Origin of the sequence: Reichenbachiella carrageenanivorans, assembly GCF_025639805.1 — a bacterium.
Classification (GTDB): Bacteria; Bacteroidota; Bacteroidia; order Cytophagales; family Cyclobacteriaceae; genus Reichenbachiella; species Reichenbachiella carrageenanivorans.
In genome coordinates, this window is record NZ_CP106735.1 from 655,418 (window position 1) to 673,083 (window position 17,666).

At 42.7% G+C, this 17,666-nt stretch carries 11 protein-coding genes; 9 read left to right on the forward strand and 2 right to left on the reverse strand.

The genetic code is table 11. The annotated features are described in order from the left end of the window. Nucleotides 1-107: 107 nt before the first annotated feature. The 3 genes from N7E81_RS02390 to N7E81_RS02400 all read left to right on the forward strand — a co-directional run bounded on the left by N7E81_RS02390 (nt 108) and on the right by N7E81_RS02400 (nt 2,332). A complete protein-coding gene (locus N7E81_RS02390) occupies nt 108-1,562 on the forward strand; it encodes a hypothetical protein (protein ID WP_263051684.1) in 1,455 nt (484 codons plus the stop codon). Between the two features lie 210 nt (nt 1,563-1,772). Next, nucleotides 1,773-2,042 carry a type II toxin-antitoxin system RelE/ParE family toxin gene (locus tag N7E81_RS19455; RefSeq protein WP_263053117.1) on the forward strand — a complete coding sequence of 90 codons (270 nt, stop codon included), beginning with the start codon at nt 1,773-1,775 and terminating at the stop codon, nt 2,040-2,042. A gap of 2 nt (nt 2,043-2,044) precedes the next feature. Then, entirely contained in the window at nt 2,045-2,332 is a 288-nt protein-coding gene (locus N7E81_RS02400; protein ID WP_263051685.1) for an addiction module antidote protein, read from the forward strand. A 493-nt stretch (nt 2,333-2,825) separates the two neighbouring features. On the opposite strand, the gene N7E81_RS02405 is transcribed toward N7E81_RS02400, so the two are convergent. Together N7E81_RS02405 and N7E81_RS02410 are read right to left on the reverse strand one after the other, a co-directional pair. Beyond that, nucleotides 2,826-3,206 carry a hypothetical protein gene (locus N7E81_RS02405; protein WP_263051686.1) on the reverse strand — a complete coding sequence of 127 codons (381 nt, stop codon included), beginning with the start codon at nt 3,204-3,206 and terminating at the stop codon, nt 2,826-2,828. Beyond that, nucleotides 3,203-3,730: a hypothetical protein gene (locus N7E81_RS02410; RefSeq protein ID WP_263051687.1), complete on the reverse strand. Its 528-nt coding sequence runs from the start codon at nt 3,728-3,730 to the stop codon at nt 3,203-3,205. The genes N7E81_RS02405 and N7E81_RS02410 overlap by 4 nt, the downstream gene beginning before the upstream one ends. A 350-nt stretch (nt 3,731-4,080) precedes the next feature. Between N7E81_RS02410 and N7E81_RS02415 the strand changes: the two genes are divergently transcribed. From N7E81_RS02415 to N7E81_RS02440, 6 genes are all read left to right on the forward strand, one after another. Next, on the forward strand, nt 4,081-4,956 hold the full coding sequence (locus N7E81_RS02415; protein ID WP_263051688.1) for an META domain-containing protein: 876 nt from the start codon (nt 4,081-4,083) through the stop codon (nt 4,954-4,956). Nucleotides 4,957-5,523: 567 nt separating this feature from the next. After that, a complete protein-coding gene (locus N7E81_RS02420) occupies nt 5,524-6,174 on the forward strand; it encodes a peroxiredoxin-like family protein (RefSeq protein ID WP_263051689.1) in 651 nt (216 codons plus the stop codon). A 446-nt stretch (nt 6,175-6,620) separates the two neighbouring features. Further along, nucleotides 6,621-8,606, forward strand: coding sequence for an FG-GAP-like repeat-containing protein (locus N7E81_RS02425; RefSeq protein WP_263051690.1), 1,986 nt, complete (start codon nt 6,621-6,623; stop codon nt 8,604-8,606). Then, nucleotides 8,521-15,360 carry a BspA family leucine-rich repeat surface protein gene (locus N7E81_RS02430; protein WP_263051691.1) on the forward strand — a complete coding sequence of 2,280 codons (6,840 nt, stop codon included), beginning with the start codon at nt 8,521-8,523 and terminating at the stop codon, nt 15,358-15,360. Before N7E81_RS02425 ends, N7E81_RS02430 begins: the two co-directional genes overlap by 86 nt. A 6-nt stretch (nt 15,361-15,366) precedes the next feature. After that, a complete protein-coding gene (locus N7E81_RS02435) occupies nt 15,367-16,263 on the forward strand; it encodes a PorP/SprF family type IX secretion system membrane protein (protein WP_263051692.1) in 897 nt (298 codons plus the stop codon). A gap of 583 nt (nt 16,264-16,846) precedes the next feature. Next, on the forward strand, nt 16,847-17,644 hold the full coding sequence (locus N7E81_RS02440; protein ID WP_263051693.1) for a hypothetical protein: 798 nt from the start codon (nt 16,847-16,849) through the stop codon (nt 17,642-17,644). Nucleotides 17,645-17,666 lie beyond the last annotated feature (22 nt).

Sequence of the window (17,666 nt, forward strand, 5' to 3'; positions counted from 1 at the left end):
GCTCTCACCGATTCGCTAGTAGATTCGGCAGATTTTCACTACTTTGGCTGTATTATCAAACGACACGCACACGCACCATACGCAGGTGTTGTGTGTAATGATGCCGTATGAGTAGAGATTCTATTGATTTTAAATATATACGGAACAGAGTTCGAGAATACCCGAAGGACGAAATGCTGGGTTTTTGCCTTAATCTACTCGAACAGAAGAAAAATGATATTTTCCCGGTTTGGTTTGTTTTTGCCTTAATGAAGTGGACCATCATATATGGTGGTGAAAAGTACCCAAACAAGAAACTTACTCCCGAGAAATTTTCACGGCTTTTTAACAAAGTGCAAGACTTTAATACAGAGCATATATCTGGTTTTCTGAAAAGTAAACAAGTACATAAAGCATTTCAAATACTCTACAATCAGCAATTTTACCTACAGAAAACTGTCCACAAGGAAATCTTTGCGACTCAATTGAAGCTTTTTATCAGCATCAAAGGGAAGTATGACATTGACAATTCATTTAAGCAAAAGACAGGGCTTTCTATTTACGACTTTCTCTTCATTGAACAGATAATATTCTTTTATATCAATATCGAAGAACTAGGAGATAAGCAATTATACTTTGATGGAAAATTCGAGGATCACTTTTTGCAATTAGTTGCTGAAATTACTACTGTAGATAAGGTCAAGAGTTTTCTCAACTTATTAACCTTAAACCCATTAAACGCTGAAAAAAGTGTTTCAGGTTTTAAGCACAAAATACGAAATGAAGATTTGCAAACTATGGAGATGTCATTTTTTACGATGTTTCCATTCATGTTGTATCAAGGAGAGATTCGACTTGTAGATAAATCTGTATTCTACCATACAATCAATTACTACATTTATGACTTTTTAAAAGCTAATGACGAAAAGTTCACAACGGAATTTGGTGATCGACTCGAAAGATATGTTGAGCTTGGATTAAGAGAAATGCAGGTCTCATTTAAAACAGAATCCGAAATCAAGAAAATTCTCCAACCCAAATCTAAACTTGTTGACTTTTATGTCGAAGAAGAGAATGTTTTAATCGAATGTAAGGCAACAGAGCTTCAAGCCTATCCATTTGTCAACCCTACGGATGAACTCTTGTATAACTCTTTAAAATCATCAGTCCTAAAGGCCTATTTTAAACAGATTTTATCTGTAGCTAATCAATTACTTGACTCGAAAGAAAAATGGGGAATAATTATAACATACAAAGAGCTATTTTGGAGTCACTTTAAGGAACTGCATAAATTAAGCAAAGAGAACTACAGTGAAAAAGGAGAAGACTCATCTGTTCCCCCTGAGAATGTATTTATTATCGATTTACATACATGGGACAGAATAGTCGAAATTGTCAAGAATGGAATGGCGACTCTTTCTGATATTCTTGAATCCGCAAAAGAAGACAACTCGGATCCTAATTCATCAAAAATGCTATTTAAAATGCATTTGGATCAATACAAACTTGAAAAACTTAACTTGAGTTTTTTGAGGAAAGAGGTTGATGCATTTGATATCAAGAACACTACACACAACAAGTGATATAGCACATGCCTCTTCTGAGCTACTTGAAACTAAGATGTAAAGGCGTACTTTAGTAGATATTAAATGAGTCCGAAGGCACATGCCATATCTGGCCGTAGCATCGGTTTTTATTTCGGATAATTTCTAAAATTCAATTGCTAAACTGTATCCAAGTGAATACATTTACGTATGTATTCTATAGAAAAGACGGATGAATTCGATAAGTAGCTGAGGAAGCTCAAAGACAAACGAGCAAAAGCCAAAATACTTTTCAGAATTCAACGCATCGAAGAACATGGAAACTTCGGCGACTGTGAACCTGTCGGTCAAGGCATTAGCGAATTACGAATTCACTATGCGAAGGGCTATCGAGTATATCTAAAAGATGTGAACGGTAGAATTGTGTTTCTTTTGAACAGAGGAGATAAATCATCCCAACATAAGGACATTGATAAAGCGAAACAACTCTGGTTGGATTACAAAAACGAAATTGAATAATCATGGCGACTAAAAGAACAACAAAATTCGATATTGCAGAATACTTGGAAAATGACGAGATGATGGCTGAATACCTTAATTCTGTTTTAGAAGATGGAGATTCAGCAGATATATTAACCGCCATTGGACACATAGCGAAGGCCCAAGGTATGACTAAAATAGCAGCCGAAACGGGATTAAGCAGACCAAGTCTCTATAAAGCGCTATCAAAAGGTGCTAAACCACAATTTGATACAGTTTTAAAAGTTTTAAGGGCTGTTGGTAGTAACCTTCATGTAGAAACTGCTTAAAAAACGACTCACAACCTCACACTATGCGGCCAAATTTTTAGGCCCAATCAACGAACTGACTCTCGAAAAAGAAGTGAAACTCATCAGGCCAGAAGCCATAGCACTAGACCCCAAAGCAAGTACGAAGGAAAGGTGATGGACTGCATTTTTATGGGGATGCATTACCACGTGATACTCCAGTCCGACTGGTCTCGCGACGAACTACTGATCTACTCTGACCAGCCATACGCTAGCGGCCAACTATTGAAGTTTTGTATTAGATAAAACCGCCTACCACTACGAGACCTGTGCTGATCCTCTCACATCTGAGGTGACACATCAGAATACGACCTACCTCCAAGGGTACTAATTAAGACTTGCGATCCTCTGCACATTGGGTTATACTTGTCTAAGACCAAGCCTAACCGCAGCCTTTCTATGAAAAAAAAACATTTAAAAACTAAAACATAAGGAATATATCAACCACTAGTGTGTGATATCCAGATGTTATCTCTCATTTCTCACATTCAGCACATATCTCATCAAGATATTGAAGAGCTTTTTCTGCATGTACCGGTGGTACTTTATATGTCACGTAACGAGAATTTCTAGACATATCATCAAGCCACTTATATTTAACAGCTATTGGAAGACTAAGATTATCTGATACTAGTTTTTCTCTTGCTTGATGTCTCCCTGCCATTCGATAGGCCTGTTTAACGTCATTGATGGTTTTACAATGAATATTGCCAATCTTCTTAGGAAGAATTTTATCCTCAACGAAATGGATAGCAGAATAAAAAGCAGTTGTTACGACCCAATCATAGTACTTTTTACCTTCTAATAAAGACTTAGATAACTCCTTATTTCTTTCCCCGTGAGCCTTTTTCTTCATTTGGCCTTCAAAACTTCTTCATATCCAAAACCATCTTCTTTGAGTAGCTTTGGGTCAAGGTGTTCAGTTGAAACCAAACTAATATCCAACGAGGATGGCGCAAATAGTTTAGTAAAGATTCCCTTATTTTCTAGAATCTTCTCATATGCTGTTTCAACAAACTTATCGTCTAAAAGAAACTCATCACTTATTGATAAAACAACTTTTGGACAATTCGGGTACATATTGATGTACAGTGAATCTGCCTTATAACCTTGTTTTACTAAATGGGTAATTAAATTTTGAGATAGAATATATACTTGATTGGCTTTCTGAATAAACTTTTCAACTTTGCCTTTAACTATTGCTTCGACAAAATCTTTTTTACCGGAATTTTTTCCATCTGAAAAGCCTTGATTATAGGCATCGGCCACAACATTAACGTGATAGTATTCTTCCGAACTCTCTGTTTTAACCTGATCTTTGTACTTGTTAATGTATTTGCTGAATAGTTCAGTTCCTGACTTAACAGTTGTAGTACTCATAGTATTTTTGTAAAAGTGGTTGAATATTTCGAAAACGAACGCAAAGGTAATATGTTTAGCGAAAAGAACATCACTGGCAATATAATAAAAGAAATGGATTAGAACGAGAGATAACAAGCGATATGGACGAATGGCCAAACTGCCTACTTGATACTTTACTGCAAATCGCCCGTGAATCTGCCCATTCTGCCAACTTTTGTGCTTCTAGTTGCTTTTTCTGTTCTGGAGTTAAACTTGCAGAACGCAGTGCATTGTGGATGCTGTTGCGGGTGTTGGGCAGTTTTACTACTTTAGAGGTGTTTACAAAGGATGTGGCCACTCGCCATATCTGATCGTTATCTCTCATGCGCATGAAATTCACTAAATTTCTTTTCATAGTTTCGTTTGTCATCGGTTGTGACTCAACTGATGAACCTACCCCCTCTAAAGAACCCTTTTCAGTTCTCATCAACGGTGAACTATTTACCCCAGATCGAAGTGGTTCCGCTTCATACTACAATGGAAGGTTAGGATTTGGAGCAATAGATACAATCGACAGAGTTGGTAATGACGAAAAATTCCAGATTTTCTTCACCATACTTAACCCTGAACTTGGAATCAACTCAATTGATAATTTTAACAACACAAGCAGTATTCAATTGTACAGATGGATTGGAAGGCAGGGAGTTGGCCCAATTGCTACTAGTGGAGAATTTCAATTAACAGAGTTTGATACAATTAATGGTTTTTTTTCGGGATCATTCAATTGCATCTTTGACTATCCTGATCATGATATTTACTACGAGTTAACTGACGGACAATTCAATGATTTTACCTTGTCAGAATTATTCTGCGAACCAGAACTTTCCTTTGAAGAGCCTGACTCAATATCACTATTTAATAACTGGGGTCTAATCGGTTTCAAAAACTCAGACGGCTCGTATTCGTATCCGCCATGTGGAACGGAATCACGCATTAAAATAACTCAGGATTTAACAGAGAATTCCATTGCTTATTTTCAAGGAAAAGGACCAATCAATTCATTTAGTTTTAAACACCAAATCCTTGAAAACAATACATTTATTACAGACGGCATTGCAACTACGAGAGTAGGTGGGTCCGAATGGCAATTAGACTATGAAGGTGACTTTATAAGTTTTCTATCAAATGACATAATAAAGATCAACCTTGATGGCGATCGACTAATATTAACAAATAAAGCATCGGACTCTCAACTTGTATTGTAGAACAATTCAGGAGTGAAAAAACGAGAGATAACAAGCTGTGATGAAATCATGCGTGGACATTGCACGAGGAATATTCTCTGCTTTCTGGAAGCCCCGCCATATCTCAGGTTAGCACTATGAGATCAAAAATGGATAGGCTACGCGCCCCGCTGAATCCCAGATTCAGCTATATTGCATCTGAAACTTAACAAACGCACGACTGATGTACAGTAAAGTAGCATAAATTTAACTTTTAACCTGTAGCCATATTTCAGGACGTGACACGTGTATTAAATCCCTAAGTTTTGTAAGGTGGGATCTAATTCTCAACTATTAAACTAGCTAGTTCATGCAATTGAACATTGTGAATAGAACTCTTCCTCTAGTCTTTGGGTTTAAAAGGTGATAACAAGCTGTATAGGTTATGCCCATCCTGCAAAGACAATATTCTTTTCGCAAGTCAAGAGGAAATACTCATCGAGGATATTCAAATTGCTCGATCAACAAAAATTCCATTCCATAGAAATTATGGTAGTACGCAGAAGTACAGATATTTTGGATATCAATAAAATAATGAAAAGGAAAATAATGAAAAAATTAAAAGAGCAAACTGACGCTAAAATTGCAACGGGACGACAAGCAAATCCTGATTTTATGAAAGGCGTTGATGATATCATTAATCAAGCAAAAGCTTTCGAACAAGGCAGTGACGCTATTAAAATCGGCCATAAAGCTCCTCTTTTTGAGCTGCCTGACCCTGAAGGAAAAATGGTGTCGTTAGGTGCTTTACTAAACAAAGGCCCACTTGTTGTTACTTTTTATCGTGGCAGTTGGTGTCCGTACTGCAACTTACAGCTTAATGCCTTGCAAGCTCGACTAGGTGATATTCATGCCCTAGGGGCTACATTGGTTGCCATCAGTCCACAAGTACCTGACGGATCGATGACAAAAAATGAAATTAGCGAAATGGATTTCATTGTATTGTCTGACCAAAACGCCAAAGTGGCTACACAATATGGCGTAGCGTGGGAAGTACCTGATTTTTTGGTACAACACATGCGTGTAGATCGCAAGCTTGATTTAGAAAAGATCAATAATGGCAACGGCCGTGTATTACCAATTCCAGCCACGTTTGTATTAGATCGTGACGGGGTAGTTGCATGGAGCTACGTCAACGTTGATTATAGAACACGTTCGGAGCCTGATGATATTATTGAGGCCTTACAAAACCTACCATAGGCCTCTGTCGATTAATGAAAATGGGATTCGACCTCCTCCTTCTACTACAACGTCACTTTACTCCTGATTTTGGGAGGAATGTTGAATACCGCGCCTAGCTGAAATTGCTCCTGCGATTCGATCGTACTTCGCTGATCATAGAATAACCCTGAATGATCGGTAACGAATAGCTGGCCATCAGGATGAAGCGAGACGCCAAAGTCTGTAACTTACAAGTATCTAAAAGCGCATTTCCTCCCATATCGACTTGTTTGAATCCCTATATCTTAAAAACTACCTAGCGATAAGCCTATCATGAACAATCAAATACTGAAATTCAATTATTTTAGCACCAAATTCACTTAGTGAAAACTGAGTAAACCCTGAAGCAAAAAGGTAATAAAAACTCGTCGAGTGATTATATTGCCGTGCGCTTCTACTTTACCTACTTGAAAACTTGCTAATCAATGACTACCAGCAACAGAAGCCTACTTCTATTCACCTTACTTTTCATACCCTTTTCCTTCTGCTTTGGACAAGCCCCAACGATCACCAGCTTTAGTCCAACCTCAGGGCCTGTCGGCACGGCGGTCACAATCACAGGTACCAACTTTAGTACTACAGCTTCTGACAACATTGTCTATTTTGGAGCCGTACGAGCAGTCGCTTCTGCGGTCTCCTCTACCACGCTCACCGTACATGTACCTGACTACGCCTGCTCGGTCAACCCAGTGAGGGTAACTAACCTAGCCACCAATTTAAGCGCAGATTCGTGGACATCATCTACGCCCAGATTTCGAGTGACATACAGTGGTGGTACCATCAGTGCTTCATCCTTTGATCTGACCGAATTTACTAGCATTTCAGCCTATGCCTTTGATGTTGCCGATTTCAACAATGACGGAGCCTTGGATATCGTAGTGGGCAGCAACTCTGGTAATGAGTTCTTAATCTATTACAATGATTTGGCAGGTGGATTTCAAACACCCACTACATTCACCGGGCCTAATGGCATCTTCGACATCGTAGCAGTGGATGTAAACAACGACGGCCATATAGATTTGGGCATATCGTATTCCTCTAGCCTGTCCATCCAGATCAACGACGGGGTTGGTGGATTCAATGACGGCAGCACCTTTACACTCTCTGCTGGTGGCGCCATCCGCTGTTTCACTTTTGGCGACATTAACGAAGATGGCAATTGGGATATCATCAGCGGCATGACCAGCCGAGATGCAGTATGGGCAGCAGGAGACGGATCGGGCGGATTTACATACAATCAAGTAAGTACCCGAACGACCGAGAGCGTAATGGGTATAGACATAGCGGACATGGATAAAGATGGCCATGCCGACATCATCGGAGCAAATTTTACGAGTAGTGCGGCTGAATCCAACCTAAACAACGGAGCGGGCAACTTCACTAGAACCGCCCTAGATGTTGGGTTTCAACCCTCCGCTGTAGCCATTGGCGACTTCAACAATGATGGTAATTTTGACATAGCAGCCTCTCCGCCAAATACGACAAACAACATCGGTATTATTTTAGGAAATGGAGATGGTACCTATCAAACCTATAGCACACGAGCGGTAGGTTTCGAACCAAATGGGATCATAGCTGGCGATTTGAATGGGGATGGCAACGATGACCTGATCGCCATCCAAAGAACTGCCAACCCACAAATACTCATGGGATCTGGCAGCAATACTTTTACTCAAATAAACATTGCAGGAGGCGAAGGCGTTGGACAGTCTTCGAAACCAAAAATTGCAGACTTCAATGGAGATGGTAAGCCTGATTTTGTCACTTCTATTTACTTAGCAACGAAGCTCCAAATCTTCATTCAAAAGGCCATAAAGCCTATAGTGCAAGCTTCAGCCCTTACTTTTTCCAATATTGGCTCTAGCCAAATGGATGTGAACTGGGCCAACGGCAATGGCACCAAAAGAATAGTAGTAGCCAGTACCTCTGCGATCTCCTGGACGCCTACCGACGGCACCAGCTATCCTGCCAATAGTACTTTTGGTACAGGAGCCAACCTAGGCAGCAATACCTTTGTCGTCTACAACGGTGCCGCTAATGGCTTTACAGTAGATGGACTTACACAAGCTACAAACTACCATTTTCGGGTATTTGAATATGAGGGAGGGATCAGCTCCGAACTCTACTACACACCCACAGCCACAGGCAACCCAAGAAGCCAAAAGAGCTATTCCCCATTCATCACCACATGGTCTACCACAGACGGCAGCATAACCATCCCAACGATCAACACCGAAACGTATAACTACGATATCTACTGGGAAAACGAAGGTGATCCGAGCGACTTTGGATCACTCTCCAACCAAACAGGAAATGCAGTAATAAGTGGGCTCGTCAGCGGCGATACCTACCAGGCTCGAAATCTCAGGAGATTTTCCAAGAATCCATTTCGACAACGCAACGGGCAGTGACGAAATTCTCACCGTACAGCAATGGGGAGATATTGCTTGGACTTCTTTTTCTCATGCATTTTACGGATGCTCAGAACTCACAGTTCCCGCTACTGATGCACCAGATCTCACTGGAGTGACTTCGCTCTACCGCATGTTTTACAACGCAAGCAAGTTGGATAATCCTATGAATCACTGGGTGGTAAATACCATTGAAAACTTTGGGGGTATGTTCTCTGGAGCCACGCTATTCGACCAACCGCTAGACAACTGGGTAGTGACTGCAGCTGAAGACATGAGCTATATGTTTTACAATGCCGATGCCTTCGACCAAAACCTAAACACTTGGACTCCCTCCAACGTGACAGACATGAGTTACATGTTTTACAGTGCCAATGATTTCAACGGGTCAGTCGACAGTTGGGCGGTGACCAAAGTTGAGGATATGAGCCGTATGTTTTCCTTGGCAACTAGTTTTAATCAGTCACTTGCAGGGTGGGGCAGCAGTACTGGAGCAGTTACCAATATGTCTGGCATGTTTGGTAGCGCATTCGCATTCAACCAAGACTTAGGAGATTGGGATGTAAGTCAGGTCACCAATATGTCCAATATGTTCGACGCTGCCACCAGTTTCAACAATGACGGACAGCCCCTAGACTGGGATACCCAAACTGGTAATTTGCAAAACATGAATTTGATGTTTCGAGGCGCCGCTATATTCAATCAAGATTTGAGTGCTTGGGACGTATCTAAAGTCCTTTACATGGGAAACACCTTTCAAAACGCCACGGCTTTCAATCAGAGTTTAGCCAATTGGGACATCAGACTGGTCACTTCTATGAACGACATGTTCAGGCTATCTGGTCTTTCGCAGGCCAACTATGACGCTACACTCATCGGCTGGCTAGATGACAATGGGGGCCTGGAGACCATCCCTTCGGATGTTTCGTTGGGAGCCATTGGCCTTACCTATTGTGAAGCCGCCGCCGCTCATGCGGAATTGCAAAACGCCAGTACTCACAACTGGAGCATTACTGATTCTGGGCAAGATTGCCCTTTTGTCACCACATGGAAACCTACCGATACCAGCATCACTATTCCCACGACTGGATCTGGCTACAACTACGATGTCTATTGGGAAAACACAGCCAATACCACAGAAAATGGCACACAGACTGCTCGAACTACAAATACCACGATAAGTGGCTTGACTGCAGGACAAACCTACCGAGTAAAAATCAATGGAACTTTCCCTCAAATTTACTTTAATAATCAAACCGGCAGCGATGAATTACTCACCATTGAGCAATGGGGAGACATCTCCTGGGCATCCATGCACAATGCTTTCAATGGCTGTACCAATCTATCGGGTACTACCTCAGACAGTCCAGACCTGAGCAGCGTCACCAGCTTGTTGGCTATGTTTAGAGGAGCCTCACTTTTCAATCAGGACATCAGTGGATGGGATGTCAGTCAAGTCGAAGCCATGAACTCCATGTTCTACGAAGCTACCACCTTCAACAATGGCGGGCAGCCACTCGACTGGGCCAATACCGACAATTTGAAATCCATTGGTTACATGTTTTATGGTGCCACTGCATTTGACCAAGACATCAGCAGCTGGGATGTATCGAATGTCACGAGCATGGGCGGTATGTTTCAGAACGCTAGCAACTACAACAATGGAGGGCAACCGTTGGACTGGGATGCACAAACGGCAGCTATCATCGGCACAGGCTATGTCAATATGTTTAATGGGGCTAGTAAGTTCAACCAAGACGTGAGCGGATGGAACGTGAGTGGAGCCACTAATCTCTCCACCATGTTTTATAATGCTACAGCCTTCAACAATGGAGGTCAACCGCTAGACTGGGATACACAAACGGCCAGTATCACCAACATGAGTTGGACTTTTAGTGGAGCCTCTTCATTCAACCAAGACATCAGCGGATGGGATGTCAGTGCAGTCACCACCATGAACCAAATGTTCACAGCCGCCACCGCTTTTGATCAAAACCTAGGGAATTGGAACATCGAATTAGTGTCTAACATGAATCATATGCTTAGCAACTCTGGCCTATCTACAGCCAACTATGATGCGACATTGATCGGCTGGCTAGACGATAATGGCGGCACCGAAACAATCCCGACTTTCATCACTCTAGGGGCAACAGGACTAACCTACTGTGAGGCCGCTACCACGAAAACAATCCTACAAAACACCCCATATAACTGGACAATAAACGATGGCGGGCCTAACTGTGCCGAGCCCTCTACACAAGCCAGCAGCCTAAGTTTAAGCAATATTACGCTCAACACCATGACGCTAAACTGGATCAATGGCGATGGTACCCTCAGGCTAGTAGTGGTAAAAGAAGGCAGCCTGCCAACTAGCCCGTCTGATGGAACCGCCTATACGGCCAATACCACTTTTGGATCGGGAGACGACATCAATTCAGAAAGCTATGTAGTCTACAACGGCACAGGCAATAGCGTCACTGTAACTGGCCTCACTCCTGGCAGCACCTATTACTACCAAGTTTTTGAATACAATGGCTCAGGCAATGCCTCTATTTACAATGCCAATACCGACACCGAAAACCCCATCAGCCATTCTACCAACATCAATAATGGCAATGCTCCTGGTACAGCAGGTATACATTTTGATGGCGTAGATGATTATATCAATGTCGGGAACGTACCTCAACTGAAATTTGCAGGCACAAACAATTACACTATTTCCACTTGGGTGAAAATAGAGGCGCATACCGATCCACTCATCATTGGTTCTTCTTTCCAGTCTGGTAGCAATTCATCTTGGGAGTTGATAATAAATGCCTCCAACAAGTTGATTGCTTACAGGCATCACACGCCCTATTCGATGATTTCCAATGCCTCAATAAATGTAGGAGAATGGACGCACGTGGCCATGACCTACGATGGTACTAACCTATCCATTTTCATCAATGGCGTACTCGACAAATCCGCAGTCTTTGCCAATAGTCAAGTAACTGGCCCAGATGTGCTCTTTGGCGCTAGGTATGACAACACGGGACAGCCCGAACTCTTTTTCAAAGGCCAAATGGACGAAATGCAAATCTGGAATGTTGCCCGATCAGCAGCAGAGATACAAGCCGACAGGTACACCACATTTCCTAAACACCCCAACTTGATCGGTTATTGGAATTTTGATGACGATCGGACTGCAAGCAACCCTACAGTCGCAACAGACCTATCCAATGGATACGATGGAACATTGATAAACTCGCCCAAATGGACGCAGCGAGTCATCAACACCAATGATGATGGTACTGGAAGTCTTCGAGAAGCCATCACCCTCGCCAATGCAGACACAGACCAAGACTTCATAGACTTCAGTATCCCTGGCACTGCACCACACACCATACAGCCAGTCACTGATTTGCCTACGATCACCAACCCTATCGTGCTAGATGCTTCTACCCAGCCTGGCTCAGACAATTTCAATATCATCCTAGATGGGCAGGGCACACTCACCAATGGGTTTAGAATCAATGGAAATACTTCAGAGGTTTACGGATTTTATATTTCAGATTTCACCACTGGTATCTTTATGGGTAATCCAGGTGGGTCATTCATCATTGGTGCTCCAGCTAAGGGTAACACCATCGTAAACAACAGTGACAAAGGCATATTCGGGCTTGCCGCTGCAACATGTACGATTCAGTCCAACTACATCGGTACTGACGAAAGTGGAAGCGTTGGAATTGGTAATGGGGTTGGACTTGATTTTAGTACTGGAGCCAATGGACAAACTATAGGAGGAGATAACCCTTCCGAAAGAAATATCATTTCTGGCAACAATACAGCCATAGCAACAAATGCTAGTAGCAATTACCAAATCAAAGGCAATTACATAGGCACCAACCCTGCAGGCTCGACGGCCATCCCCAACGTCACAGGTATAGCCTTAGGATTAGGCTCCGGACATCTCATCCAAAACAATGTAATCTCTGGTAATTCTGGAACCGCCATTTCACTCAACCAAACTAGTAGTAATACCATACAGGGTAATTATATTGGTGTAGCAGCAGATGGCACCACGGCACTTGGCAATCAAACGGGAATTGGTTCTGTAACAACAGGAAACGTAGACAACAACATCATAGGCGGTACAGATTCAGGAGAGCCAAACATTATTGCTTATAACACCAATATGGCAGCCTTCTTTCATGGAGCTAATATGCAGGGCAACCAACTCATAGGCAACTCTACCTATTGCAATGGCAGTGGTTTATCTCTCATTGGAATAGGCAACAACAACATCCTCCCTCCTACCATCAGCACTGTAACAAGCAGTCTAGTCACAGGTACAGGTAGAGATGGCGACGAGATCCACCTCTACAGAGACAATGACTGTACTCCAGCACAAGGCAAAGAATACCTCGGCACTACTACAGTAGCCGCAGGTACTTGGAGCCTCGTACCTGCTTCTACCCTAGACCCTACTACAGATAAAATCACAGCCACAGCCACTACTGCTGCAGACGGCACGTCGGAGTTTGCCACATACCTCATCGACCAGTACACCGTCAGCAATACGCTTGACGCAGGTGCAGGCTCCTTACGATGGGCCATAAATAATGCTAACGCCAGCACGAACGAAACTATTACTTTCAATCTCGCTGGTAGTGGCCCATGGGTGATTTCTCTTGCCACAGAACTCCCCACACTCAGTACCACTACCATCATCGATGCCTCTACCCAGCCTGGCTGGTCATCTTCTAATCTGGTGCAGATAGATGGCGCCTCCATCAAGGACGAAACTGGTATGAATATAAACGCAAACGATTGCGAAATCTATGGGTTTGAAATTACAGGATTCAGCGAAAGTGGAGGAGAAGCTATCGCGACAACCAATATAGTAGTAGGCGGCCAGATCGGTGATGGCACTCGCGGCAATGTAATCGGCGACAACCATACCGGAATTGACTTGAGAGGAAGTAATGTGATGGTACAAGGCAACAAAATAGGTACAAACAACGACGGCAATACAGCCAATCCCAATCAAATAGGTATACTGATGAGTGATGGAGGAAGTGGAAATACCATAGGCGGTAGCAATACAGGCGAAGGCAACCTCATCTCTGCCAACACATCATCAGGCATCACCCTTCGAAACACCACCAACCACGAAATAAAAGGTAATCGAATTGGTGTTGGTTTGGACGACGGCCCGCTGAGCAACCTTGTAGGCATATCGCTGTCCACCTTTGGTGGTGTGACCGAAGATGTCATCATCGGAGGAGTAGCCCCAGGCGAGGCCAACATCATCGCCCACAACCAGAGAGTCAATAGCATCGCCGTAGCTGGTGGCATCTACATCGAGTCTCCCACGATAGCCTCAGGGCAACCTATAGTGACTGGCACCACCATACGTGGCAATGTGATGTATTGCAACGCCCCCGATGGAATCGTGTTTACCAACGACGCCAACAACGGCATCGAGGCTCCTATTCTTACGGGATTTACTACTACCGAGATCACGGGAACCTGTAGCACCTGTAGCACAGGCGACCTAATCGATATTTATCGAGACAATAGCACTTGCGAACCTGCACAAGGCAGCGAGTACTTGGGAACGGTAGTCTACGCTTCCGACCCTTGGACCTTTGCGACGAGTGGCCTGTCCTTGTCAGACAAAATCACAGCTACAGCTACGGACGCAGCGGGCAACACTTCTCGGTTTTTTGAAGGAGAACCTGCTTTAGAAGTCTATGAAGGCATCGACAACACAGGCACTTTGCTGGCTGCTCCATACACGATCGCCCTAGACCCTACACCAGTGGGTACTGCTCAGACCGTGTCACTGACGATCTACAACAATAGCCAGTTTAATGTTTTACACATCAGTTCCGTCAATCTGAGTAGCAGTCTTCATTTCTCCCTTATAGACGTGATACCTGGTCAAATAGAGCGTTTGTCTCAAGCGACCTTCAAAGTGCAGTTTGAAGGTACCGCTGGCGAGCATACCGGACTATTAACCATAGTCACAGACGACCCTGTGAACAATAGCATCCTTGTCACCATCGAAGCAGAAGGCGAAGAAGAGGAAATAGAAGAAGAGGAGGAAGAAGAAACTCCAGTCAACCCGCCGCCAGCAGCGGTAACCGAACTGGTCATCATCAATGGAGAGGACAATAACGGCACAACGCTACAAATCGACGACATAATCAACCTAGGGCAAACCGTACAAAATGAGGATCTGGAAAAGGTTTTCGTGATTGACAACATTGGAAGCACTGACCTTGTGATAAACACGATCACAGTAGACAATGCCATTTTCGAAGTACTAGATTTTACGAAGACCGTACCTGTAGGTAGCTATATTACATTCACCGTTCGGCTACTTGCCCAGACCGTGGGGAATCATTCCACCCAAGTGGACATATCTACTGAGCAAAATAATTTCACCTTCACGCTCACCGGTGAGGTCACCGCTCGAAACCAAGACATTCATGTCTACAACGTAGTCACGCCCAATGGCGACGGTATTCATGATTTTCTAAAAATAGACCGCATTACCGAATACCCCGACAATCAAGTATCGATCGTCGACCGATGGGGGCGAACAGTCTTTAGCGAAAACCATTATGATAACGACAAAGTCGTATTCGACGGGCACCGCAATGGCAATGGCAATGGCGAGCTGCTACCTGCAGGCACCTACTATTATGTGATTCTCACTGGATCTGACAAAAAAACAGGTTTCATCCAACTTTCGACCGACAACTAAGCCATCATGAAAAAATCAATAATAGCTCTTCTTTTATTTGTTGGCTTTGGAGCCAATGCCCAACTCGACCCGATTTATAACCAATATTTGATGAATCAATCCGCCATTAATCCGGCCTACATTGGTATGTATCATATGGGTATGGCCTCTGCACTCAGTCGAGGGCAATGGATCGGTATAGATGGCGCACCTTTCACTAATCTGGTGAACGCCTCCAGCACCATCACCGAGCATAGTGCCGTCGGCTTTTCGTTTGTCAACGAAACCTTCGGAATCAATAGCACCAACGATCTCAAGCTGTCCTATGCTTACCGGATCGATATGTATGGCAAAATACTTTCATTTGGACTTACGGGTGGTTGGTCGTTTTACAAGCAAGATTTCAACAAACTGGACACTGAAACCACCGACCCGTCGGTGGGCACTGGGACCTACACCTATGGCGCACCCAGCTTTGGGTTTGGAGTCATGTACCGTGCCGAAAATTACTACTTAGGTATTGCTGCTCCACGACTGCAAGACACCGAAATCAGCCAAGCAGGCTCCGAAGTGACCAGTTACAAACAGTCTTTTAATCTATCGGCTGGTTTTTTAATTACGCCCGTGTCCTTCTTCAAGATCAAACCTTCTACACTCATTCGCTATCAAAATGACGAATGGGCGATCGATCTCAATGGACAGGTATTGGTTCACGAAAAAATATGGCTCGGCCTCATGACCCGCAACTTCTCTTCGGCTGGGGTCAACTTTATTTATCAAGAAAGCGGGATTTATCACTTTGGCTATGCCTTTGAATTTCCTTTTGGTGACATCGGCAGAGGACACTACGGCACTCATGAGTTGTTTCTCTCCATCGATCTCAAGATCAAAAAGGATCACAAACTAGATGAACGCTTTTTTTAGCCAAAAAAAACGTGAAAGTACTGAAGACATGACTATAGCAACAACCCAAACTCGAAACTAAGAAAACACTAGCTCGCTATTTAGGTTAAACGCACTCCATTATGCCGCTAGACATTCTCTTTGGTTTCGCCTCTAATCTTGAAAATGAAGAAGGGCCGTTTTTAAGTGCTCTACATGAGTTAGACATATTTTTAAAAAAACCTATTTTTTTAGTTTTCATTTGATGATGCCCCCTTCGCAATCCATCCGGAAAATTTTATTACCTAATCGGCTCTTTCTTAAAGAAAGTGCAGCAAAGACAAATTTAAATATGAAAATAATCATATTATTTTATGGTTCATTATACAAGAACTAAAACAAACTCATACAGTGGCTAAGCTTTAGTTTAAAATAGCAAAAAAACATTGAGTGATTATGTTTCTGCCTCAGAAACTCAAACAGCTAAAAACCGCCTAAATAAATCAAAAAGCCCGATTTTATATAAAAAAATGAAGTGACTACTGGAAAAACTACGTAATTTTATCGCTACAACAATTATCAGCCCCAAAAGGGCTAATCAATATCTTAAACTTTATAAAGAATTATGAAAAGCAAATTATTATTAACCCTTGTCCTAGTCACTAGTGTACTGGCTTGGTCATGTGAAGACACTGTCCTCACATCAGACCTAGACAATCTAACACAGAGATTAGATTCGCTAGAGCTTTCGAATACCGAAGTTTTGGACTCTCTCAACAACGTCAACGAAGCACTTCTAGACTCTTTGGCGAACATTATTAACAATTCAGACTCTCTGGGAGAAGTTTCTCAGCATTTATTGGACTCCCTCAAAGCGCTAGACGGCTATGCGGGTCCACTCTTTTTGACTCTATCTGGGAGTGAAAACATTGATGAAGGTGAAGACTTGGCCTATGATGAAAGTGTTGCGTTTTCATTACAATCATATGGCGGTGCTCTAAGTACTTCCATCAGTAGACATGAGGAATCAGAGTCTCCAGAATCTCCAATAGAAACTTTTTATGAGATTGTTATATCTCTAAGAAGAGGTAACATAAATGGTAATGAAAATGGATGGTTATATGTGCTCATCGATGAAGATAGCAATATCGTTGAATTAGAAACTGGTGGTAGAATACAAGTAAGTTCGGAAACGCTTGGCTCCTCTTTTGAGGTTGACTTCTACTCAGACTCCTACCTAGATGAAACTACTGGAGAATTGGATGGAAATATCACCATCAACAGTTTCAGTATAGACCTCGAAACACTAGAACTAGACATTGACTTTAGTTTTACCTCTGATCCTGATAGTGAAAGTTTAGACACATTTACAGGAAGATATTTTTTCCATGACACCCTCGAATGGGGAAACCAAGACTCTTAATTATCAATTCAATAATATTATC